Source organism: Roseburia yibonii (assembly GCF_014297335.1).
In the GTDB taxonomy this organism is placed as follows: Bacteria; Bacillota; Clostridia; order Lachnospirales; family Lachnospiraceae; genus Roseburia_D; species Roseburia_D yibonii.
In genome coordinates this window covers 291,041-313,412 of record NZ_JACOQH010000002.1, presented here as the reverse complement: position 1 = coordinate 313,412, position 22,372 = coordinate 291,041, and the positions used below count along the sequence as shown (strand labels likewise).

21 protein-coding genes are annotated in these 22,372 nt (G+C 47.9%); 19 read left to right on the top strand and 2 right to left on the bottom strand.

From position 1 onward, the window contains the following. Positions 1 to 20: 20 nt before the first annotated feature. The 6 genes from glgA to H8Z76_RS04325 all read left to right on the top strand — a co-directional run bounded on the left by glgA (position 21) and on the right by H8Z76_RS04325 (position 8,183). Positions 21 to 1,472: a glycogen synthase GlgA gene (glgA, locus tag H8Z76_RS04350; protein ID WP_186981756.1), complete on the top strand. Its 1,452-nt coding sequence runs from the start codon at positions 21 to 23 to the stop codon at positions 1,470 to 1,472. A gap of 167 nt (positions 1,473 to 1,639) precedes the next feature. Next, positions 1,640 to 2,392, top strand: a complete 753-nt coding sequence (locus tag H8Z76_RS04345; RefSeq protein ID WP_186981755.1) for a ClpP family protease — start codon at positions 1,640 to 1,642, stop codon at positions 2,390 to 2,392. A 105-nt stretch (positions 2,393 to 2,497) separates the two neighbouring features. Beyond that, entirely contained in the window at positions 2,498 to 3,373 is an 876-nt protein-coding gene (locus tag H8Z76_RS04340; protein ID WP_186981754.1) for an undecaprenyl-diphosphate phosphatase, read from the top strand. Positions 3,374 to 3,409: 36 nt separating this feature from the next. Further along, on the top strand, positions 3,410 to 6,082 hold the full coding sequence (locus H8Z76_RS04335) for an FtsK/SpoIIIE family DNA translocase (RefSeq protein WP_186981753.1): 2,673 nt from the start codon (positions 3,410 to 3,412) through the stop codon (positions 6,080 to 6,082). 13 nt (positions 6,083 to 6,095) lie between these two features. Continuing rightward, positions 6,096 to 6,941 (top strand): bifunctional methylenetetrahydrofolate dehydrogenase/methenyltetrahydrofolate cyclohydrolase FolD, encoded by an 846-nt coding sequence (gene folD / locus H8Z76_RS04330; protein WP_186981752.1) that lies wholly within the window; start codon positions 6,096 to 6,098, stop codon positions 6,939 to 6,941. Positions 6,942 to 6,959: 18 nt separating this feature from the next. Beyond that, positions 6,960 to 8,183 (top strand): chitobiase/beta-hexosaminidase C-terminal domain-containing protein, encoded by a 1,224-nt coding sequence (locus H8Z76_RS04325; RefSeq protein WP_186981751.1) that lies wholly within the window; start codon positions 6,960 to 6,962, stop codon positions 8,181 to 8,183. Here the strand turns inward: H8Z76_RS04325 and H8Z76_RS04320 are convergent. Together H8Z76_RS04320 and H8Z76_RS04315 are read right to left on the bottom strand one after the other, a co-directional pair. After that, positions 8,177 to 8,746, bottom strand: coding sequence for a xanthine phosphoribosyltransferase (locus H8Z76_RS04320; RefSeq protein ID WP_022514467.1), 570 nt, complete (start codon positions 8,744 to 8,746; stop codon positions 8,177 to 8,179). The two genes, H8Z76_RS04325 and H8Z76_RS04320, sit on opposite strands and share 7 nt — an antisense overlap. 82 nt (positions 8,747 to 8,828) lie before the next feature. After that, complete coding sequence (locus H8Z76_RS04315) at positions 8,829 to 9,494, bottom strand: hypothetical protein (RefSeq protein ID WP_186981750.1); 666 nt, start codon at positions 9,492 to 9,494, stop codon at positions 8,829 to 8,831. A gap of 137 nt (positions 9,495 to 9,631) precedes the next feature. On the opposite strand from H8Z76_RS04315, the gene rlmH reads away from it, so the two are divergent. The 13 genes from rlmH to H8Z76_RS04250 all read left to right on the top strand — a co-directional run bounded on the left by rlmH (position 9,632) and on the right by H8Z76_RS04250 (position 22,361). Beyond that, positions 9,632 to 10,114, top strand: a complete 483-nt coding sequence (gene rlmH, locus H8Z76_RS04310) for a 23S rRNA (pseudouridine(1915)-N(3))-methyltransferase RlmH (protein WP_022514465.1) — start codon at positions 9,632 to 9,634, stop codon at positions 10,112 to 10,114. A gap of 83 nt (positions 10,115 to 10,197) precedes the next feature. Continuing rightward, positions 10,198 to 10,500: a Dabb family protein gene (locus tag H8Z76_RS04305; protein ID WP_186981749.1), complete on the top strand. Its 303-nt coding sequence runs from the start codon at positions 10,198 to 10,200 to the stop codon at positions 10,498 to 10,500. Positions 10,501 to 10,503: 3 nt separating this feature from the next. Beyond that, positions 10,504 to 11,811 (top strand): pyrimidine-nucleoside phosphorylase, encoded by a 1,308-nt coding sequence (locus H8Z76_RS04300; protein WP_186981748.1) that lies wholly within the window; start codon positions 10,504 to 10,506, stop codon positions 11,809 to 11,811. A gap of 28 nt (positions 11,812 to 11,839) precedes the next feature. Continuing rightward, on the top strand, positions 11,840 to 12,121 hold the full coding sequence (locus H8Z76_RS04295) for a YabP/YqfC family sporulation protein (protein ID WP_022515959.1): 282 nt from the start codon (positions 11,840 to 11,842) through the stop codon (positions 12,119 to 12,121). 9 nt (positions 12,122 to 12,130) lie between these two features. Then, on the top strand, positions 12,131 to 13,381 hold the full coding sequence (gene yqfD / locus H8Z76_RS04290; protein ID WP_186981747.1) for a sporulation protein YqfD: 1,251 nt from the start codon (positions 12,131 to 12,133) through the stop codon (positions 13,379 to 13,381). After that, complete coding sequence (locus H8Z76_RS04285) at positions 13,378 to 14,388, top strand: PhoH family protein (RefSeq protein ID WP_022515961.1); 1,011 nt, start codon at positions 13,378 to 13,380, stop codon at positions 14,386 to 14,388. Before yqfD ends, H8Z76_RS04285 begins: the two co-directional genes overlap by 4 nt. Continuing rightward, complete coding sequence (locus H8Z76_RS04280; protein WP_186981746.1) at positions 14,389 to 15,573, top strand: hypothetical protein; 1,185 nt, start codon at positions 14,389 to 14,391, stop codon at positions 15,571 to 15,573. Beyond that, complete coding sequence (gene ybeY / locus H8Z76_RS04275) at positions 15,570 to 16,064, top strand: rRNA maturation RNase YbeY (protein WP_022515964.1); 495 nt, start codon at positions 15,570 to 15,572, stop codon at positions 16,062 to 16,064. Before H8Z76_RS04280 ends, ybeY begins: the two co-directional genes overlap by 4 nt. Before the next feature lie 13 nt (positions 16,065 to 16,077). Then, on the top strand, positions 16,078 to 17,220 hold the full coding sequence (locus H8Z76_RS04270) for a DUF3048 domain-containing protein (RefSeq protein ID WP_186981745.1): 1,143 nt from the start codon (positions 16,078 to 16,080) through the stop codon (positions 17,218 to 17,220). A gap of 26 nt (positions 17,221 to 17,246) precedes the next feature. Continuing rightward, positions 17,247 to 18,905 (top strand): putative polysaccharide biosynthesis protein, encoded by a 1,659-nt coding sequence (locus H8Z76_RS04265; RefSeq protein ID WP_186981744.1) that lies wholly within the window; start codon positions 17,247 to 17,249, stop codon positions 18,903 to 18,905. 36 nt (positions 18,906 to 18,941) lie between these two features. After that, positions 18,942 to 19,364 (top strand): hypothetical protein, encoded by a 423-nt coding sequence (locus tag H8Z76_RS04260; protein WP_186981743.1) that lies wholly within the window; start codon positions 18,942 to 18,944, stop codon positions 19,362 to 19,364. A gap of 142 nt (positions 19,365 to 19,506) precedes the next feature. Further along, on the top strand, positions 19,507 to 20,769 hold the full coding sequence (locus tag H8Z76_RS04255; protein WP_279287669.1) for a BaiN/RdsA family NAD(P)/FAD-dependent oxidoreductase: 1,263 nt from the start codon (positions 19,507 to 19,509) through the stop codon (positions 20,767 to 20,769). Next, on the top strand, positions 20,766 to 22,361 hold the full coding sequence (locus H8Z76_RS04250; protein ID WP_186981821.1) for an NAD(P)/FAD-dependent oxidoreductase: 1,596 nt from the start codon (positions 20,766 to 20,768) through the stop codon (positions 22,359 to 22,361). Before H8Z76_RS04255 ends, H8Z76_RS04250 begins: the two co-directional genes overlap by 4 nt. Positions 22,362 to 22,372: the final 11 nt, after the last annotated feature.

The window sequence follows — 22,372 nt, the reverse complement described above, 5'->3', positions numbered from 1 at the left end:
GATAAAGGGGGAAGCGTTCTATGAAAAAAATATTATTTGCCGCATCAGAGTGTGTGCCATTTATCAAAACAGGGGGGCTGGCAGATGTCTGCGGAGCACTGCCGAAAACATTTGACAAAAAGGAATGGGATATCCGGGTGGTAATCCCGAATTATACCTGTATCCCATGGGACTTCCGCAGCCAGTTTTCGTATGTGACACATTTTTATATGAGCTGTGGATCCTATATCCGGGACAAATATGTCGGAGTGCTGGAATATGAGCTGGATGGGATCACTTATTATTTCATCGATAACGAAGAATATTTTAACTGCCAGGTTCCTTACGGAGATATCCGTTACGATATCGAGAAATTCTGCTTCTTTGACAAAGCAGTGCTTTCCATGCTTCCGCTGATCGGCTTTCAGCCGGATATCGTACACTGCCATGACTGGCAGACCGGACTGATCCCGGTTTTCCTGAAAAACGAGTTTATGGGTGATCCGTTTTTCTGGAGCATGAAGTCGATCCTTACCATTCACAACCTGAAATTCCAGGGCGTGTGGGATATTGAGACATTAGAAGGCTGCACCGGTTTCCCGAAAGATCTTTTCACACCGGACAAACTGGAATACAAAAAGAACGGAAATATGTTAAAAGGCGGTCTGGTTTACGCGGATTATATCACCACAGTGAGTGATTCCTATGCGATAGAGATTCAGTCTCCGGAGTACGGAGAGGGATTAAACGGTCTTCTTTACGCGCGCAGACTGGATATGCAGGGAATTGTAAACGGAATCGATTATGACGTTTACAATCCGCGCACGGACGGAAAGCTCTATGTCAACTATGATGCATCGGATTTCCGGAAGAAGAAATGGCAGAATAAGACGAAACTGCAGCAGGAACTCGGACTTACCGTGGACAAGAAGAAATATATGATCGGACTGATCTCAAGACTGACCGATCAGAAGGGATTAGATCTGATCCGTTATGTCATGGATCGGGTTACGGACGAATTTACACAGTTCGTAGTGATCGGAACCGGAGATCCGCAGTATGAAAACATGTTTCGTTCCTACGCATGGAAATATGGAGACCGCATTTCCGCGAATATCTGTTATTCCGATGACCTTGCGCATAAGCTGTATGCGGCGGCAGACGCGTTCCTCATGCCTTCGCGTTTTGAGCCGTGCGGACTGACACAACTGATCTCGTTCCGCTATGGAACCGTTCCGATCGTCCGCGAAACCGGCGGCCTGCGGGATACCGTAAGGGCATACAATGAGTATGAAAACAGTGGAGACGGATTTTCCTTCCGCAATTACAACGGCGAGGAAATGCTTAACATCATCAATTACTCCAAACATATCTATTTTGACAAGAAAAAACAATGGAACCAGATGGTGGACCGCGGAATGGCAAATGACTATTCCTGGAACCGCTCGAGAGGACGCTACGAAGAGATCTACGATTATCTGATCAACCGTTAGTCTGTCGTATAATTTTAGAAAAAATGGAAAAGACTAGAAGTATCATGCTTCTGGTCTTTTTTTATTTATCATGACAGTGGGAGAAATGGAACCGCGCCTGCATGGGTATCCATTTGACGGCTGCGGATTGGAAGCGGGAAAAATTAAAATAGCAGGAGGAAATTTTCATGGACGATCAGAGCTGTCACAGAACAACGAAAACGGAAAAGACAAAAACCACACCGGAAGAAAGGCTTAAGGAGGAGGCGGCAAAAGAGGAAAAAATAAAGGAAAGCGGTCAGCTGGAGCTTACGAATAACCAGGAAGACCATATTTTATACCTGCTTTCGATCATCGGAGAGATTGAGGGACATGAGAGCCTTTCCTCGAACGCGAAAACGACCAAGTATGAGCATGTGCTGCCAAAGCTTGCGGAGATCGAGGATTCCAGGCGGATCGAGGGCGTACTCATCATTTTGAATACCGTCGGCGGAGATGTGGAATCCGGTCTCGCGATCGCGGAGATGATCGCTTCCCTCAGCAAACCGACCGTGTCGCTGGTGCTTGGCGGCAGTCATTCGATCGGAGTGCCGCTTGCGGTTTCAACCGACTATTCCTTTATTGTTCCATCCGGAACAATGGTCATTCATCCGGTGCGAATGAGCGGGACGGTGATCGGAGCGCAGCCGACCTACGATTATTTTAAACAGATGCAGGACCGCATTCTGCATTTTATCGCGTCACACAGCCGGGCGAAAGAGGAAAGGCTTGAAGAAATGATGATGAACACCGGTATGCTCACCAAGGATCTCGGCACGATACTGATCGGGGAACGCGCGGTGGAAGAGGGGCTGATCAATGCGGTCGGCGGCATCAAAGAGGCGTTTTTCAAGCTGCATGAACTGGTGGAAGATAAAGAAAGTTTTAAGAAAAGGAGCTGATGACAAATTTTTGGAAATATGCTAATATAGATTAGTATGGAAAAAAATATGCGGAAATTCAATAGATAAAAATAATGGAAATACGGATAAGAGGAGGCTTTCAATATGTCGTTATTGGAATCGATTTTAATGGGAATCATTCAGGGAGTGACGGAGTTCCTTCCGGTCAGCAGTTCCGGTCATCTTGCGATCTTTAAGGCGTTATTTCATATAGAAGAACCGGGAATGTTGTTTGACGTGCTGCTGCATATCGGTACACTGGTCGCGGTGTTCATTGTATATTTTAAGGATCTGTGGCGGATGATCGCAGAATTCTTTTTGATGCTGCGGGATTTCTTCTGCAATGTTGGGATCTTTTTCAAGAATCATTTCGGGAAGGAAAAGGATGCTTATATCCGACTGGTGTCGAATGGTTATCGGAAAATGGATCTTCTCATCATTGTGGCTACGATACCGACCGGAATCATCGGGATCGTGAATTCGGATTTCGTTGAAATGGCATCGGAACTGTTGATCGTACCGGGAATCTGTCTGATCATCACAGGTATACTGCTTTTGATTGCGGATCATACCAAAGGAGGCAGCAAGACCCCGAAGACGGTGACTTATTCCAACGCGTTTATTGTCGGGATCTGTCAGGGAATTGCGACGCTGCCGGGACTTTCCCGTTCCGGAACTACGATCACGGCGTGTCTTGTCAGCGGTTTTAACCGTAAATTCGCAGTGAAATTTTCCTTTATTTTATCCATACCGGCCATTTTAGGCTCCCTGGTCTTTGAATTAAAGGACATTGACCTGTCGCTCATCACATCTGCGGATATGGTGAATTATCTGGTAGGCATGGTGGTAGCGGGTGTCGTAGGCTTTATCTGTATTAAGATGATGCTTCTTGTCGTTCGCGAAAAGAAATTTACCGCATTTGCGATCTACTGTTTCATCATCGGGGCGATCTCGGTTGGAACCTATTTCTATATGGCATAAAAAATAATCACGAAAATAATTGGAGGCAGATAAGATATGGCATCGGGAACCGGAAAAAGATCAACAAAGCGGAAGAGTCCCGGACGCAGGAATAACAGGAGTAAAAAGAAACAGCAGGAAGCGTTTCGAAATGAAGTCATTTTATGGATCGCACTCGCGGTCGCAATCATTTTGTTCGTGAGCAACCTCGGCTTTGGCGGCGTGGTAGGCGGCATGGTCAGTGACTTCTTTTTCGGAGTGTTCGGGCTGTTGTCCTATATTGTCCCTATTCTGCTGTTTGTGGGGACAGCGTTTCTTATTTCAAATAAGAAAAACCAGATTGCAGGCATTAAGTTCTTTTCGGGCATTATGCTTGCTGTCTTTTTGTGCCTTTTTTTCCAGCTGGTTCTGGACAGGGAGGATGTATATTCAGCAAAGGCAGCGTTTGTTTACGCGAGAGCCAATAAGTCCGGCGGCGGATTTATCGGAGGCCTGTTAGAGGCATTGCTCTGCCCGAACATCGGACTGATCGGTACATATGTGGCAGACATCGCGGTTTTGATCATAAGTTTTGTCCTGCTCACGGAAAAATCGCTGCTGTCTCCGATGAAAAAAAGCGGACAGGTTATATATGACAGTGCGAGAGAAGATGCGGCAAGACGCCGCGAACTGCATGAGCGGAGACGGGAAGAACAAAAAGAACGGAGAGAGGAAAAGGCACGCCGTATGGATAAAAAGGCGGTCGGTGTTGCCGTGGATACCAGAGTGCTTCCGAAAAAGGCGGCAGCTGTCTCCGATGAAGTAAATGAGATCCGCATGGATGATTATCCGGATTTCCCGGAGGTAAAAGAAGAGGAGCGTATCCCACTGGTATCGGCACAGAAAGCGGAAAGCGATCAGATGCAGGAACTGATCCGGAGAGCGGAAGCGGATGCTGTAGCGCCGGCAGAAGATGTCTTTTCGCATATGACGATCTCATATGAAGAACCGGCAGAGGAAAGATTGGAAGATCCGGTTCCTGACAGTGATTTTATGCAGGAGATCCGCCCGGAATTTGCCGATGCATTTCCGGAGGAAGAGATGCCGCAGGAGCCTTTTGTGCCGGAACAGATAAAAGCGGAGCCGGAGCCTGTTTATGCGGAAGAACCAGCTGCATCCGTTGAGCACAAAAATCCGAAACAGTCCGCGGAAGAGATCAACGAGAATATAGAAAAGATCGAGCAGGAGATCCAGGCGAAACCGGTCGAGAAAAAGTATGTATTTCCGCCGGTATCACTGTTAAAATACGGCGACAAGAATGCTTCGGGAGATTCCAAAGCATATTTGCAGGAAACAGCGATGAAGTTACAGCAGACGCTTAAAAATTTCGGCGTCAATGTAACAATCACAAATGTAAGCTGTGGGCCAACCGTTACCAGATATGAACTTCAGCCGGAGATGGGCGTGAAGGTAAGTAAGATCGTAAACCTTTCCGATGACATCAAGTTAAACCTGGCGGCGGCGGATATCCGTATCGAGGCGCCGATCCCTGGAAAAGCGGCGATCGGTATCGAGGTTCCGAACAAAAAGAGCGTTCCGGTTATGTTCCGGGAGCTGATCGAATCTCAGGAATTTGTAGAGAATAAATCAGCGATCGCGTTTGCGGCGGGTAAGGACATCGGTGGAAAAGTCATCGTCACGGATATTGCGAAGATGCCGCATCTTCTGATCGCCGGTGCGACCGGTTCCGGTAAATCGGTTTGTATCAACACGATCATTATGAGTATTTTGTACAAAGCGCACCCGGATGATGTCAAACTGATCATGATCGATCCGAAGGTGGTAGAGCTGAGTGTCTACAATGGCATTCCGCACCTGCTGATCCCCGTCGTCACAGATCCGAAAAAAGCTGCCGGGGCGTTACACTGGGCGGTTACGGAAATGACCGAGCGTTATCAGAAATTTGCGCAGTACAATGTGCGTGACATCAAAGGCTACAATCAGAAGGTGGAAGGAATTTCCGATATCGAGGATGAGACCAAGCCGCAGAAGATGCCGCAGATCGTGATCATCGTGGACGAGCTTGCGGATCTTATGATGGTTGCGCCGGGTGATGTGGAGGACGCGATCTGCCGTCTGGCACAGCTTGCGCGTGCGGCTGGTATCCATCTGGTCATTGCGACACAGCGTCCGTCGGTCAATGTCATTACCGGTCTGATCAAGGCGAACATGCCTTCGCGTATTGCGTTCTCGGTGACTTCCGGGGTGGATTCCAGAACGATCTTGGATATGAACGGGGCGGAAAAACTGCTTGGAAAAGGCGATATGCTGTTTTATCCGCAGGGGTATCCAAAGCCGATCCGTGCGCAGGGCGCGTTTGTGTCGGATCGTGAGGTTTCCGATGTTGTTTCGTTTTTGACGGAAAATAATGGGGCGGGTGGTGCGTATGACACCAGCATTGAAGAAAAGATGAATTCCGCAAGTGAGAATCCGACCGGCACCATTGATTCCGGTATGCCATCGGATGACAGAGACAGTTATTTTGTGGATGCTGCAAAACTTCTGGTAGATAAGGAAAAGGGATCAATCGGAATGTTACAGCGTTATTTTAAAGTCGGCTTTAACCGTGCGGCACGCATTATGGATCAGCTGGAAGAAGCGGGAATTGTGGGACCTGAGGAGGGAACCAAACCGCGTAAAGTGCTGATGACGGAAGAAGAACTGGCGAATTACATAGAGGAATGTTTATAAGGGAGGAAAAGGAATGGCAAAGTTAATTGATGGAAAGAGGATCTCGGCAGAGATCAAAGACGAGTTGAAGCGCGAGGTCGCGGAATGGAAAGAGAAAGGAAAAGAAGCGGCGCTTGCAGTGATCCAGGTGGGGAATGATCCTGCGTCCAGCGTTTATGTGCGGAATAAAAAACGCGCCTGCGAATATATTGGAATAGGATCTTTAAACTATGAGCTTCCGGAGGAGACAACAGAGGCAGAGCTGTTAGATCTGATTGCGGAACTCAATGCGAAAAAGGAAGTGAGCGGTATTTTAGTACAGCTTCCACTGCCGAAACATATGGATGAAGACAAAGTGATCCGTGCCATTGACCCGGCAAAGGACGTCGATGGTTTCCATCCGCAGAATGTGGGTGCGCTTGTGATCGGACAAAAAGGATTTGTTTCCTGCACACCGGCAGGGATCATCGAGCTGCTTAAAAGAAACGATATTGAGATCGATGGAAAGCACTGTGTGGTAGTTGGCAGAAGTAATATCGTAGGAAAGCCGATGGCGCTTCTGATGTTACGGGAAAACGCAACGGTCACCGTTACCCATTCCCATACCACAAACTTAAAAGAGATCTGCAAACAGGCGGATATCTTAATTGTCGCGATCGGAAAAAATCAGTTTATTACCGCAGATTATGTAAAAGAGGGCGCGGTAGTCATTGATGTCGGAATCCACCGGGATGAAAACAACAAACTTTCCGGAGACGTGAAATTTGATGAGGTAGAACCGCTTGCGTCTGCGATCACGCCGGTTCCGGGAGGCGTCGGCCCGATGACGATCGCAATGCTTATGAACAACTGTGTAGAAACTATGCGTTATACGATATAAAAAGAAGGATGCCTGAATATGAAATGTGCAAAATGTGGAGCTGAAATCAAAGAAGGCTGTCTGTATTGTTCGGTATGTGGTCATGAAGTACAGATCGTTCCGGATTATAATGTACTGGAAGAAGAATTACTGGCGGATATCCTGGATCAGGAAAGCCGAAAAAAAGCAAAACCGGAGGACGCGTCCGCAGAGCGTGAGCGCGTGAAACGACAGCCAAAACCGGTACGCGTGGAACATGTGGCACACGGGGAACATAATGAACACAATGGAAAACAGCAGAAGAAGAAAAGCCGGCTGGCACTGATCGTTGGAATTTCATCTACGGGAGCAGCAGTTGCACTGATCGTCATGTTTGCGCTTATGTCATATAATAACAAACATTCGTTTACTTATCAGTATAATCAGGGACTTGCGGCGGAAGCGACCGGAGATCATGCGCAGGCGTTAGACTATTTTATCAGGGCAGAGGAAATGGAGCCGGATAATTTAGATGTAAAATTCGAGATTGCGGATATCTATCTTTCCATGGATCAGAAAAGCAGGGCGATCACCGTATTAGAGGGGATCATAGCGACAGATGACTCGAATAAGAAAGCGTACAAGGAGCTGATCGGATTGTATGAAGAGGATTCGGATTATGATGCGATCATGGCACTGTATCAGACCGCGGACAGCGACAGTGTCCGCTCGCTGTTTTCAGATTATCTGGTGTCGGAACCGAAGTTCGGGAAAAAGTCCGGGAATTACGAAGAGAGCATAAAAGTCTCAATCACGGCAGAGGATCAGGCAAAGATCTATTATACCATGGATGGAACATCTCCGGAAAAGTACGGAAAACTCTACAGTGAACCGATCGTTTTAAAAGAAGAAGGGGATTATGAGATACAGGCGGTATGCGAAAATGAGAAGGGATTTTCCAGTGACGTGGTGACCGCAGAGTATACGATCACCTACACGGCACCGGACCGTCCGACACTGCTGCCGGAAGGCGGTACCTATGAAGGGGAAGGCCAGATGATCACGATCCAGGTTCCTGCCGGATGTAATGCATATTATATCTGGAATAACGCGGAAGACGATTCTTCCTGGGGACGGAGTGAAGTGACTTCACGATGTACCATGTATATCGAACCGATTCCGATGGCGCCTGGAAACAATGTCCTTGAAGTGTTCACAGTCAGTCCGAACGGAAAGATCAGCAGTCCGGTAAGACAAAATTATATCTATAACGTAAATCAATAGAACTCGATGAGATCCTTCTCAAGTCTGGCAATGCGCGCGAGCGCGTAAACGTCGATTCCCTGGGCTTCCAGTTTCTGACGGCCGGGCTGGAAGGATTTTTCGATCAGGACACCGAGACCTGCGATGGTCGCATTTGCCTTGTGGAGCAGGCGGATCGCGCCGGTAGCGGCTTCGCCGTTTGCAAGGAAGTCATCAATGATCAGGACATGGTCAGCTTCACTGATAAAATCCTGGGATAACGTCAGTTCGTAGCTGGTACCTTTGGTGTAGGAAGTTACGACGGTCTGAAACAGGTTTTCGTTTAAAACTTTGGATGGCTCCTTTTTTAAAATGATCATCGGAACGCCCAGTGCCTTGGCAGTCATAAGTGCCGGCGCAATTCCGGAGCTTTCGATCGTTACCACCTTGGTAACACCACTGTCTTTAAAATGGGATGCAAGTTCTGCGCCAAGCTGTTCCATCAGCATGGGATCTACCTGATGGTTGATAAAACTGTCTACCTTTAAAATATTTTCGTTTACGGCTTTTCCCTCAGCGAGAATTTTTTCTTCTAATAATTTCACTCTAATCACCTCATATGGTTTGTAGTCAAACAGGCAGCGCAGTCTGGAAGATCACAGATGCACTGTGCATTGCTTATATTCATTATATCATGTCAGGAAATAAACTGGTATAGATTTTTTCAATCAGATCCTCCATATAATCCTCGGCAAGACCGGGATGATCTTCGGACAGGATACGCTTGATCTGTTCGTAGCGGTAAAAATACAGCTGCTCATTTTCCATTGCTCCGGCGTCGGAAATGGAAGCGTCGATGGAAGCCGCCGTATGGCCGTCGAGAAAGGAGGTGAGAATTTCGTTCGTCAGCGTTTCCTCGCTGTCTGCCTCGCCGGAAAGCCCCTTCATTTTCCGGAAGGACTGCACACCGATAAATAAAAAGAAGAGAAAAAGACCACCCATTACGATCGCCATGATCACACGCATATAGGCAGCCATATGTAATGGAATGATGTCGAGCGCGATCAGTATCATGGCAAGAATGCCGAGTACCCCGACAAAAAGAAAGGTGTAGGCAGAAGATTTCATCTCTTCATACTGGCTTCGCTTGTCGATATACCGTGTACTGCCTTCTTTTGGGTTTAACGTGCTTTTGCTTTCCTCTACGGCTTTGATGTGCGAGAGTTTTTCTCTGGTTTCACCGGAAAGGTCATCGTAGGATGTGGCTGGAAGCTCTTCCACAAGATCAACGCCGCAGTCCGCACATTTGGTTATGCCGTCAATATATTCTGTTTTACATTTGGGACACCACATAAATCGTTACCTCACTTATTTTTGTTTTGTACATCATTATACGGGATTTCGCGGCGGATGACAAGAAGGGGCGGGCATGATATACTTAAAACAGACGTGCGCGGATGCGCATGGATGATTTGAATTCTGGAGGGATTATGAAGATCACACTGCTTGTTGTCGGAAAAATAAAAGAAAAGTTTTATGTAGAGGCGATTGAGGAATATAAAAAAAGACTGAGCCGCTACTGCAAAATAGAGATCATTGAGAGTGCGGATGAAAAGACACCGGATCATGCCAGCGAGGTACAGGAAGAACAGATCCGGCAAAAAGAGGATGAACGGATCGTGAAATATTTAACGGAAACAGACGCGTACCGGATCATTCTGGCGATCGACGGAAAAATGCTGGATTCCGTGGAACTTTCGGAAAAAATCGAAAAACTCGGGGTTTCCGGAAAGAGCCATATCGTATTTGTGATCGGCGGGTCGCTCGGACTTTGCAGGGAGGTACAGCGTCTGGCGGACTATAAACTCAGTTTTTCCAAAATGACATTTCCGCACCAGCTGATGCGGATCATTTTACTGGAACAGATCTACCGCAGCTATCGCATTTTAAATCACGAACCGTATCATAAATGACTGCTTTTTTGAATAAATAAATGTGCTATAATAAAACTATGCCTGTATACAGGAAAGAAAAAGAAACAGGAGGATTTTTAAATATGGTACATCATATTGTTATGTGGAAATTTAAAGAAGAGATCAAAGAGGAACAGAAGGCGCAGTTAAAGCAGGACATGGCGAAGAACTTAAAGAGTCTGGTCGGAAAAGTTCCGGGACTTCTGACAGCGGAATTTGTTGAGGAACCGATCCCGTCCAGCACGCATGATATGGCGCTTGTGACAACGTATGAAAAGGCGGGAGATATCGCAATCTACGCAAAGCACCCGGAGCATGTGAAGGTAGCGGACACTTATGTGAGACCGTATGTGACGGAACGCGCATGTCTGGATTATGAGGACTAGCATATGCGGATGTATGATCTGATCGATAAGAAGAAAAACGGCGGAGCACTTTCGGCGGAGGAGATCCGCTTTATGGTGCAGGGATTTACCTGCGGGAATATCCCGGATTATCAGATGTCTGCCATGCTTATGGCGATCTGTTTTTCCGGAATGGATGAAACAGAAACCTTAGAGCTCACCCTTGCCATGAAAGACAGCGGCGACACGCTGGATCTTAGCGGGATAAAGGGAGTAAAAGTGGACAAACACAGCACCGGAGGGGTCGGGGATAAGACATCGCTTGTCCTGACGCCGATGGTGGCGGCGCTCGGTGTTCCGGTAGCAAAAATGTCCGGCCGCGGGCTCGGACATACCGGAGGGACGATCGATAAGCTGGAATGCTTTCCGGGCTTTTGTACCGCGCTCCCGGAAGAAAAATTCATGGAAAATGTCAACCGCATCGGGATCGCCATTGCCGGTCAGACAGCAAATCTGGCGCCGGCGGATAAAAAGCTTTACGCACTCCGTGATGTGACCGCGACCGTGGCACAGAGATCTTTGATCGCAAGCAGTATCATGAGCAAAAAGCTGGCATCCGGCAGCGATGCGATCGTGCTTGACGTAAAGACCGGAAACGGGGCATTCATGAAACAGGAAGCGGATGCAGCCGCACTGGCGGAGACGATGGTAAAGATCGGAAATATGGCAGGAAAAAAGACGGCTGCGATCATCACGGACATGGAACAGCCGCTCGGAAATGCCGTTGGAAATTCCCTGGAAGTGATCGAGGCATTGCAGGCGCTTCGCGGAGAAGGACCGGATGACCTTATGGAGGTGACCTACGCGCTTGGCGCGCAGATGCTTTTATTTGCGGGTGTCACAGAGGATCGCGCCCATGCGGTGAAACTCTTAAAGCAAACGATCACATCCGGAAGCGCGCTGCATAAATTTGCCGAATTTGTCAAAGCGCAGGGTGGTGATCCGGAGGATGTCATGATACCGGGAAGGCTTCCGGTCGCCTCAGAGAAAATAGAGGCCAAAGCTGCCGCAGACGGATTTGTCACGGATATCCTGGCAGAACAGATCGGCGTTGCCTGCATGACCTTAGGCGGCGGAAGAGAGACTAAAGAAAGCGCGATCGATCTTTCGGTTGGTATTTGTTTAAAGAAAAAGATCGGAGCCCCGGTTTCACGCGGAGATGTGATCGCGGAAATTTACGCGAATGACAAAACGCGGGGAGCCGATGCAAAAAAACTGGTAGAGGATGCTTACCGCTATGGAGAGATTGCGCCGGAGAAGCGTCAGATGATCCGGAAAATTATTACCGAATAGGATGTGCGTATCTGTCATATAGTATGATATGGGAAAATTAAAACGGCATCCGGTGGGAAGACAGCTTGTGGAGACGCTTGAACTGCCACGGGATCTTTTCTTTGGCTCGGTCATCTTAACGGTGACCGGACAGGAAGAGATCATCGTGGAAAATTACAAAGGGATTCTGGAATACACGAGGGAATCCATACGGCTTCAGACCAAGACCTGCAGACTGTTTCTCAGCGGAAAAAATTTAAAGATTGTCTATTACACGAATGATGAGATGAAAATAACAGGATTTTTAGAACAAATAACGTATGAACCATAGGGGGCTATTTTGTTATTATCGATCATCAAGTTCTTTCGTGGTTTTGTCTGTGTAAGATTGAGCGGATACGCGCCGGAGCGCTTTTTGAACCTGTGCGGAAACCGCGACATTGTCATATGGAATCTGGAACGGGACGGAGACGACTACGAGTTTTATATCAGTGTGCAGGCATTCCGGACACTGCGGCCGATCGCGAAAAAGACACGGACAAAACTGGTGGTAAAAAAACGTTTTGGTTTTCCGTTCTGGCTGCACCGTTACCGCAGGCGGAAACTGTTTTTTGGCGGGATACTGCTTTTCTTTTTGATCCTCATTCTTTTGTCACAGTTTATCTGGAATATCGAGATCAACGGAAATTCCTATATCACGGATGAAACCGTTCTTGCCTATTTAAAAGAGCAGGATCTTTCTTTTGGTACGCCCAAAAAGAAAATCGATGCGGAAAAGCTTGAGGAAAGCTTTCGTATGGCATTTGATGACGTGATCTGGACTTCGGTAAAAATAAGCGGAACCAAAATGACCATCGATCTGCAGGAAAATATAAAGAATAAAGAGAGAGAACGCCCGAACGACGGAAAAGCGTATGATATCATCGCAGAGAAAGACGCGGTGATCGATACGGTGATCACGAGACAGGGCGCGCCGCAGATCACGGCGGGAACGCAGGTCAAAAAGGGAGATGTCCTAATCCTCGGCAGGCTTGAGATCTTAGGAGACGGCGGCGAGGTGACAAACTATCAGTACTGCGTTTCGGATGCGGACATCACAGGCGTCACAACCTATCCGTATGAGGACAGCTTCCCGCTGGCGTACGAAAAGAAAGTTCCGACCGGAAATGTCAAAAAGCAGTACGCCATCAGCGCGTTCGGCTATTATCTTTTCATTCCTTCCTTGTCACACGGATATGAACATGCGGAAAAATATACCTCGGAATACCAGATACATATCTGTTCCGATTTTTATCTGCCGTTTTATTTTGAGACAAATGAATATCGGGAATATGTGCCGGAAGATGGGATTTATAAAGAATCGGAAGCAAAAGAACTTGCGGCGTCACATCTTTTGACATATTTGGAAAAATTAAGAGAAAAAGATGTTCAAATCATACAAAAAAATGTTATGATAGAAATAGATGAAAAAAATTGCCGGGCAAGCGGGAATATAACCGTGAAAGAAAAGATCGGAACGTACGCGCCGACCGAGGTGCTTGCGGTACCTGCGCCTGAAATACCGGCAGACGAAGGGATTAACACACAATGAGTCTGACAGAAATGACACTTAATGTACCAGTAGAACATATGGCAAATGTGTTTGGACAGTTTGATTCTTATATCAAAAAAATTGAGCGGGCGTTAAATGTAACGATCGTGATCCGGGATGGAACCATGAAATTTCTTGGAGAGGACGCAAACATCAAGAGCGCCGCAAATGTTTTCTCAAAACTGATCGAGCTTTCCAGACGGGGAAATGAGATTACCGAACAGAATGTGGACTATATCCTGTCCCTTTGCGAGACCAGTGAGGAGGATGCCGTTTTAGAGATCGACAAGGAGATCATCTGTCACACTATAGCCGGCAAACCGGTCAAACCAAAGACGCTGGGGCAGCAGAACTATGTAAAAGAGATCCGGGATAAGATGATCGTATTTGGCATCGGGCCTGCGGGAACCGGAAAAACATACCTTGCGATGGCGATGGCGATCACCGCGTTTAAGAACGAAGAAGTAGGAAGGATCATTCTGACGAGACCGGCGATCGAAGCGGGTGAAAAGCTGGGATTCCTGCCGGGCGATCTCCAGAGCAAGATCGATCCGTATCTGCGTCCGCTGTATGATGCGCTCTATCAGATCATGGGAGCGGAAAGCTTCCAGCGGAACATGGAAAAAGGCCTGATCGAAGTGGCACCGCTTGCCTACATGCGCGGACGCACGTTAGACAACGCGTTTATCATCCTCGATGAGGCGCAGAATACAACGCCCGCGCAGATGAAAATGTTTCTGACGCGTATCGGTTTCGGCTCGAAGGTAGTCATCACCGGAGATGCCACACAAAAGGATCTTGCGCCGGGAACCAAGTCCGGGCTTGATGTCGCGCTGCGTGTCCTGCGCAAAGTGGACGAGATCGCGATCTGCAAACTCACCAGCAATGACGTGGTACGGCATCCGCTGGTACAAAAGATCGTTCAGGCATATGACGCGTACGAAAAGAAATCCGGCGATGACAAAAAGACTGCTGCCGCGAAAAGAAAAACACAGGGAACAAGGTAAATGGAAGAACGAAAATTTTCTGAAAAACGAGTGAAAAACATCATGTTGATGCTTGCGGCAACCGCAGGACTGGCCGCGGCATTGCCTGTGACGTTCGGATTTGCCGCAGACCAGATCATTACCGGTATATTTTTAAGTGTCCTGTTCTTTTTACTTTTTGTGCTCAGCCTGATACACGCAAGAGCGGACGGAAGCATCGCGGGAAACCGCGCGGTGGATTATACCCTGATAAGAAATGTCTATATCGTGTTCTGTATCCTGACCTACGGCTTTTCTTTTCTGCCGGAATATACCGCACCGGTCGTTCTGGTTTCTGTTTTTCTCGGAGTGGTTTCGGCACAGCTCCCGGCACTTGCCGTTAGTATCTGTCTGAACATTCTTTTGTGCATTACGGTACATGCGAATTTCTATGAGCTGTGCGCGTATGTATTTCTTTCCCTGGCGGGCTGCCTGTTTACGGAGCTTTTAAAACAGGAAAAGAACCGGATCGGAATCCTGGTGATCCTGCCGTGTATGGAGGTCGTGACCGCGGCGCTTTTCCATTATCTGGCAGATTATACCTTTGACCGGAATACGATCCTTTATGCCGCCGCAGGCGGACTCATTACGGATTTGCTTATTTTGCTGTTATTTGGTAAAATAAAAAAGTATGCACAAAACGGAAAGACCAGGAGTCTTGCGGCGATCATGGAAGAGGATTATCCGCTGCTTGCGGAGATACGCAAATATTCAAAAGCGGATTACGAGCATGCAAAGAAAGTTTCGAATCTGTGTGAACGCTGCGCACCATCCATTGGCGCTGATCCAGCAGTCGCGAAGGCTGCGGGATTTTATTACCGGCTTGGAAAGATCGAGGGAGAACCCCCGTATGTGGAAAATGGCGTGCTGATCGCGCAGAGTAGCTGTTTCCCGCGGGAGGTGGTAGATATCCTTGCGGAGTATAACGGGGAAGATGCTTTGCCAAGCACCAAAGAATCCGCACTGGTACATATGGTAGAGGCGCTGGTGACCAGATTTGAGATCCTGGACAAGAATACGGTTTCAAGCACATGGAATTATGAAGTGGTCATCTATCAGACGATGAATGAGACTTCCGCGACCGGAATTTATGACGCATCCGGACTTACCATGAATCAGTTTTTGAAGATCCGGGAATTTTTTGTGAAAGGAGAAAATCTGTTTTGACGATCACAGTAGAGACAGAAACGGAAGTCGATTTTCCGTTTGATTATGAGGAACTGGCAAGGCGGGTCATTACATTTACGACAGATCATGAAAATTTTCCGTTCGAGGCGGAAGTAAATCTGCTTTTGGTAGACAATGAAGCGATCCACAGGATCAACCGGGAATACCGGCAGATCGACCGGCCGACGGATGTTTTGTCATTTCCGCTGCTTTCCTATGAAGAGGCAGGAAATTTTGACGCAGTGGAAGACTGCGATGATAACTTTAATCCGGATACCGGAGAAGTGATGCTTGGAGATATCATCATTTCGGTGGACAAGGTAAAAGAACAGGCCGAGGCTTACGGCCATTCGGAGATGAGGGAATTTGCTTTTTTAATCGTACATAGTATGCTGCATTTATTCGGTTACGACCACATGGAACCGGAGGAAGCGGCATTCATGGAAAATAAACAAAAACAGATCTTAAAGGAACTAAACATTTTAAGATAACAGGAGGTACAGAATGAAAAAATATGTAAACGCAGTTCTTTTGGCAGCGCTTGGCTGTACAGTTCTTTCGGGGTGTGGCAAGTCAGAGGCGAAGCCGCAGGAGACCACAGAGACAGTGGCGGCGGAAACAAACGCAGAATCTGACGCAGAACCGGAGACAGAAGCAGAAGCAGTATCGCCGGAAGGAATGGCGCGGAATAATCTGACCGGAGAATGGATCTCTGCAGATGCCGCAGCAAAGAGACCGCTCGCACTTATGATCGAAAACACCCGCGAAGCATGGCCTCATTACGGTATTGAAAACGCAGACATTGTATACGAGTGTCCGGTAGAAGGTTCCATTACCAGATATATGGCACTTTTCCAGGATTATTCCGGAATGGACCGTATCGGAAATGTAAGAAGCTGCAGACCGTATTATGTTGATTTTGCTTCTGAATACGACGCGATCTATGCACATTTTGGAGAATGTATCTTCGCGTTTGACATCCTCGAAAAGATCGATGACCTCGACGCACTTGAGGGCCAGGTAGAAAATCTCGCGTTTTACCGTACCAGCGATATGAACGCTCCGCATAATGCTTATGTGAGCGCGGACGGTATTGACGCTGCGATCGCGTATAAGGGTTACAGCACGACAATGGCAGACGGATTCGGTGAGCATTACAACTTCGCGAACGATGACGAAACGGTTTCTCTGGATAACGGATATGACGCAGTTGTCGTAGAGCCTGGATACCGGATCGATAAACCGTGGTTTGTATATAATCCGTCAGATGGTTTATACTATCGTTATGCGTTCGGAAGCGAAGAAAAAGACGCAGTGACCGGAGATCAGCTTGCATACAATAATATCATCTTACAGGGCGTAAATTATACCATGTATACCGGAAGCGGTACACAGTTTGACGATAAATACTTAAACATCGACTGCTACTCCGGCGGAACCGGACAGTATGTAACGAATGGAAAAGCCATTGACATTACATGGAGCAAGGATTCCCTTACATCTCCGACAAGATATTTTGACGCGGATGGAAATGAGATCAAAGTCAATCAGGGAAAGACCTGGGTATGTGTCGTGTTAAACGAAGATGCGGACAGAGTACATTTTTACGGCAGTGAGGATGAATTCAACAACCGTTCCGCAGAATAGAAATAGAATTTGAGGTTTGATCAGTTATGGGCAGTAACAAGAAAAAGAGCAATTCCAATTTTTTAGTACAGGGTACGATCCTTGCAGTGGCATCTATCATCAGCCGCATGATCGGGCTGGTTTACCGTATTCCGCTGCGGTCGATTCTGGGCGATATCGGAATGAGCTATTACAGCTGTGCCTTTGAAATTTATAATATGCTGCTTTTAATATCATCCTACAGTCTCCCGACCGCGGTTTCCAAACTGGTTTCCGCGAGGGTGGCGAAGGGAGAAAAGAAGAATGCCTACCGTGTTTTTAAGGGGGCATTCCTTTTTGCGGTTGTATCCGGTTCGGTGGCGGCAGTCATCATTTATTTTGGCGCGTCTTATATCACTGGGACATTGTTAAAAACGCCGCTCAGTATTTTCGCGGTAAAAATTCTGGCACCGACCCTGCTTGTTGTCGCGATCCTCGGCGTTTTGCGCGGATTCTTCCAGGGACTTGGAACCATGATGCCAAGTGCGGTTTCACAGATCATTGAGCAGATCATAAACGCGATCGTCAGCGTGTGGGCGGCATATTATCTGTATTCCTACGGTGCGAAGATCGGCGGAGTCCTTGGCAACAAAGAAAACTATGGTGCGGCATATGGCGCGGCAGGCGGAACACTCGGAACGAACCTCGGCGCGCTTTCGGCATTACTGTTTCTGGTATTCTTGTTTTTTGTATACCGTGCGGTGTTTAAACGGCAGATGCGCAGAGAACGCGGAGCGAGAACGGAAGCGTATCCGCATATTTTCCGGGCGCTTCTTTTTACGATTGTTCCGGTGCTTTTGAGCACTACGATCTACAATATCAGTTCGATCCTGGATCAGGGTGTATTTAAGAATATCGTATTGCTGCAGGGATACGCGGAAGACCAGATGGATACCTGGTGGGGCATTTATACCGGTGAGTATAAGCTGCTCATCAATGTGCCAATCTCCATAGCGTCCGCCATGGCAGCATCCTGTATTCCGAGTCTGACCGGTGCGTTTGCAAGTAGGGATATGCGGAGCGTGAAATCACAGATCAATTCATCGATCCGTTTTATCATGGTCATCGCGTTTCCGTGTACCGTAGGAATCGGCGTACTTTCTTCCCCGATCCTTCAGCTTTTGTTCCATGACGCGAGAGAACTTCCGGCAAACATGCTGCGCGTGGGTGCGGTTGCAATCCTGTTTTACTCGTTATCGACGCTGTCAAACGGACTGTTACAGGGCATCAACCGTATGAAAGTTCCGGTGCGGAACGCGGCAGTTGCACTGGTTGCGCACATTATCTTTTTGCTGGCACTTTTATATGGATTTAAGTTAAACATTTACGCGGTCGTCTACGCAAATGCGTTTTTCGCCTTTTTGATGTGCGTGTTAAATGGATATGCGCTCAAAAAGTACAGCGGTTACAATCAGGAGATCAAAAAGACCTTTGTGATCCCTGCGATTGCGGCGCTTATCATGGGCGTTGCGGCGGGACTCTGCTACAAGGGCGTATATGCCGTGTTAAAGATGAACGCGGTGGCAGCTGCGTTTGCGATTTTAGTCGCAGTTCTGGTATATGCGGTAGCGCTTCTTGCAATGAAGGGGCTCAGCGAAGAAGAGATCCGGAAATTCCCAAAGGGCTATGTGCTGGTGCGCTATGCAAAAAAATTCCATCTTTTATAAAAAAAGTGAATAATTGAGAAAAAACAGACGGATACTATGACTGGTGATGTAATGATGAAAAAAGTCAATCGTATCCGTCTGTATTTTATTCTTGGAACTGTTTTTGGAATTACAGGATATTTTGCCGGATACCGTTATGTGACAGGGAAATTCCCGGAGGAGATCACGGTGATGCCGGAAACTGCCACAGAACCGGAAACAGATCAGGGCCGGGGAGCAGAGGAACCAGACACGGAACCGGTGGCAGAGAGCGCACTGATCCAGAAAAGTTATGAATATGTGATCGTGGCGGAGGATGGATATCTTTCCGTGTACCGCGCGGATCAAAAAACCAAATATATGGATACGGATATATCCGTAAAGGAACTGAATGATGACATAAAAGAAGAGATCCGGCACGGAAAAAAATTTGAAAACGCGGAGGAATTATACGGGTTTCTTGAGAATTATTCCAGTTAAGACAGGCAGAAGCCGGTATTGATTGTTAATTCCGGTTATGATACAATTCATAGGGATTGCAGAGACTGCGATTCTTATGAATTTTAGTCTATAACATACATATAATACATATGCCGTGGCAGCGGGGATGGGACGATAGGATTTGAATACAAAAAAGATTTATGACGTTGTTGTCGTGGGCGGAGGAGCCGCAGGAATGACAGCAGCGATCTTTGCGGCAGAACGCGGAGCCGGCGTGCTGCTTTTAGAACACATGGAACAGATCGGCAAAAAGATTCTGGTAACCGGAAACGGAAAATGCAATTATACCAATCGGATGCAGGAAGTCTCTCATTATCGTGGGGACGAACCTGCTTTTGTCATGTCGGCATTTGCGCAGTTCGGATTAGAACAGACGCTTGCTTTTTTTGAGGAGCTTGGCATTTATCCAAAAGAAAAGAACGGATATTTCTATCCGGCGAGTGAACAGGCCTCTTCGGTTTTGGAAGTGATGAAGATGCGGCTGCAAAGACTCGGGGTGACCATACACTGCGGAGTCGGCATACGGTCGATCGAAAAAACGGATGGAAGCTTCTGTTTTGACACCAAAAGCGGATGCTATTTCGGGAAAAACTGTATCCTTGCGACCGGTGGCTATGCGGCAAAAAAGACCGGAAGTGATGGAAGCGGTTTTATCTACGCGAAAAAATTCGGTCATCACCTTTCCGAGCCGGTTCCCGCACTGGTTCAGCTTGTTGCGAAGCCTCCGTTTGAAAAAGAAATGGCCGGCGTGCGCACGGCGGCAAATGTGAAGCTCTTTGCGGATGGCGTGCTGCTGCATCAGGACACCGGGGAAGTGCAGCTGACCGATTACGGCATATCCGGCATACCGGTCTTTCAGGTGAGCCGTTTTGCTGCAAAAGCGCTTGCCGCAGGCAAAGAGGTATGCGCGTATCTGGATTTCTTCCCGACGGCGGATGAGACAGCGCTTACCAGAATCTTAAAGAACCGGTTTTATCAATCGGGGATCGGAAAGTCCGCAAAAGAGGCTCTGGTCGGCCTCTTTGCGGATAAGCTTTCCGGTGTTTTCTTAAAACGCAGTCAGATCGCATGGGATATGCCGGCAGAACGTGTTACGGATGCGCAGTTAGCGGAGTTAAACCTAAAGATCCGGCAGTTTGAAGTAAAAATCGCGCGAACCAATAAATTTGACGCGGCACAGGTGACAGCGGGCGGCATACTTACGAAAGAGTTAAACGATAAAAGTATGGAATCCAGACTGGTGCCGGGGCTTTTTTTTGCGGGCGAAATGATCGATATTGACGGAGAATGCGGCGGCTATAATTTACAGTGGGCATGGTCGAGCGGAGCGGTGGCTGGATGCGCGGCGGCAGAACGTGCCGGAAAGGAATGCAAAAAGAGATGATAAGACTTTCGCAGGTCAAGGTGCCATTGCAGCACCATGACGATGATATCAGAAAAAAATGCGCGAAACTGCTTCGAATCGCGCCGACGGATATTGAAGCCATGCGTATTGTGAAAAAATCGATCGACGCGCGGAAAAAACAGGAGATTTCTTATGTGTATACGGTCGATGTGAAGGTGAAGCAGAATGAAACGAAAGTGATCGCGCATACAAAAGGGCAGTCTGCCACGATCGCGGTGGATCATCCCTATCGTTTCCCGGAAAAAGGAAGTGAACCGCTTGCAAAAAGACCGGTCGTGATCGGGCTTGGACCGGCAGGACTTTTTGCGGCTTACGCACTTGCACGGCATGGCTATTCCCCGCTTGTGTTTGAGCGCGGGCAGTGCGTGGAGGAAAGAACCAAAGATGTCCTGCGTTTCTGGGAGAGCGGCGTGTTAGATCCGGGTTCGAACGTACAGTTCGGCGAGGGCGGCGCAGGTGCGTTTTCCGATGGAAAATTAAATACGCTGGTAAAAGATCCTCTCGGACGCAACCGCAGGGTGCTGGAACTTTTTGTGGAAGCCGGAGCGCCATCGGAGATCCTCTATGACGGCAAGCCGCATATCGGGACAGATATTCTGGTCAGCGTGGTTGCCAATCTGAGAAAAGAGATCATCCGTCTTGGCGGGGAGATCCACTTTGAATCGGAAGTGACGGATTTTGAGACGGCGGATGGAAAGATCGTTTCTGTTACGGTAAACGGCGTGGAACGCTATCCGGCGGACGCAGTGATCTTTGCCATTGGACACAGCGCAAGAGATACGTTTGCGCTGTTAGAGCAGAAACAACTTGTCATGGAAGCAAAGGCATTTGCGGTCGGATTCCGTGTGGAACATCCGCAGAGCATGATCAACCATGCGCAGTACGGGGACGCGGATATGCGATATCTCCCGACAGCGCCTTATAAACTGACCGCACAGACTCCGGTCGGACGGGGCGTATACTCTTTTTGTATGTGTCCGGGCGGCTTTGTGGTCAACGCGTCTTCCGAGGAAAACCGGCTGGCGGTCAATGGCATGAGTTATTATAAAAGAGACAGTGCCAATGCAAACAGCGCGATCATCGTTTCGGTCACACCGGCAGATTATCCGGGAAGCGGAGCGCTTGCCGGCGTGGCATTTCAGCGGGAACTTGAGGAAAAGGCATATAGGCTCGGAAAAGGCGGCATCCCGCAGCAGCTTTTCGGAGATTATAAGGAAAACAGGGCATCTGACGCGTATGGTGCGTTTGAAAGCTGCACGAAAGGCAGGACGACTTTTGCCAATCTGCGCGGACTGTTAAAAGACGAAATGGAACAGGCGTTTTTGTCCGGAATGGAACGATTCGGGCAGAAGATCCGGGGATTTGACCGGGCAGATGCAATCCTTTCGGGCGTGGAGAGCCGGACCTCGTCACCGGTGCGCATTACAAGAGATGAGTTATTTGAGAGTAATATAAAGGGAATCTATCCCTGCGGAGAGGGCGCTGGTTACGCGGGCGGCATTATGTCCGCGGCAATGGACGGACTGAAGGTTGCCGAAGCGATCGCAGGCAGATATGATCCGAAATTTTAACAGATACATTA

Excerpts from the sequence above, each read along its gene's own strand:
- glgA (WP_186981756.1), top strand. The coding sequence starts at position 21 with ATGAAAAAAATATTATTTGCCGCATCAGAGTGTGTGCCATTTATCAAA.
- H8Z76_RS04345 (WP_186981755.1), top strand. The coding sequence starts at position 1,640 with ATGGACGATCAGAGCTGTCACAGAACAACGAAAACGGAAAAGACAAAA.
- H8Z76_RS04340 (WP_186981754.1), top strand. The coding sequence starts at position 2,498 with ATGTCGTTATTGGAATCGATTTTAATGGGAATCATTCAGGGAGTGACG.
- H8Z76_RS04335 (WP_186981753.1), top strand. The coding sequence starts at position 3,410 with ATGGCATCGGGAACCGGAAAAAGATCAACAAAGCGGAAGAGTCCCGGA.
- folD (WP_186981752.1), top strand. The coding sequence starts at position 6,096 with ATGGCAAAGTTAATTGATGGAAAGAGGATCTCGGCAGAGATCAAAGAC.
- H8Z76_RS04325 (WP_186981751.1), top strand. The coding sequence starts at position 6,960 with ATGAAATGTGCAAAATGTGGAGCTGAAATCAAAGAAGGCTGTCTGTAT.
- H8Z76_RS04315 (WP_186981750.1), bottom strand. The coding sequence starts at position 9,494 with ATGTGGTGTCCCAAATGTAAAACAGAATATATTGACGGCATAACCAAA.
- rlmH (WP_022514465.1), top strand. The coding sequence starts at position 9,632 with ATGAAGATCACACTGCTTGTTGTCGGAAAAATAAAAGAAAAGTTTTAT.
- H8Z76_RS04305 (WP_186981749.1), top strand. The coding sequence starts at position 10,198 with ATGGTACATCATATTGTTATGTGGAAATTTAAAGAAGAGATCAAAGAG.
- H8Z76_RS04300 (WP_186981748.1), top strand. The coding sequence starts at position 10,504 with ATGCGGATGTATGATCTGATCGATAAGAAGAAAAACGGCGGAGCACTT.
- H8Z76_RS04295 (WP_022515959.1), top strand. The coding sequence starts at position 11,840 with ATGGGAAAATTAAAACGGCATCCGGTGGGAAGACAGCTTGTGGAGACG.
- H8Z76_RS04285 (WP_022515961.1), top strand. The coding sequence starts at position 13,378 with ATGAGTCTGACAGAAATGACACTTAATGTACCAGTAGAACATATGGCA.
- H8Z76_RS04280 (WP_186981746.1), top strand. The coding sequence starts at position 14,389 with ATGGAAGAACGAAAATTTTCTGAAAAACGAGTGAAAAACATCATGTTG.
- H8Z76_RS04270 (WP_186981745.1), top strand. The coding sequence starts at position 16,078 with ATGAAAAAATATGTAAACGCAGTTCTTTTGGCAGCGCTTGGCTGTACA.
- H8Z76_RS04265 (WP_186981744.1), top strand. The coding sequence starts at position 17,247 with ATGGGCAGTAACAAGAAAAAGAGCAATTCCAATTTTTTAGTACAGGGT.
- H8Z76_RS04260 (WP_186981743.1), top strand. The coding sequence starts at position 18,942 with ATGACTGGTGATGTAATGATGAAAAAAGTCAATCGTATCCGTCTGTAT.
- H8Z76_RS04250 (WP_186981821.1), top strand. The coding sequence starts at position 20,766 with ATGATAAGACTTTCGCAGGTCAAGGTGCCATTGCAGCACCATGACGAT.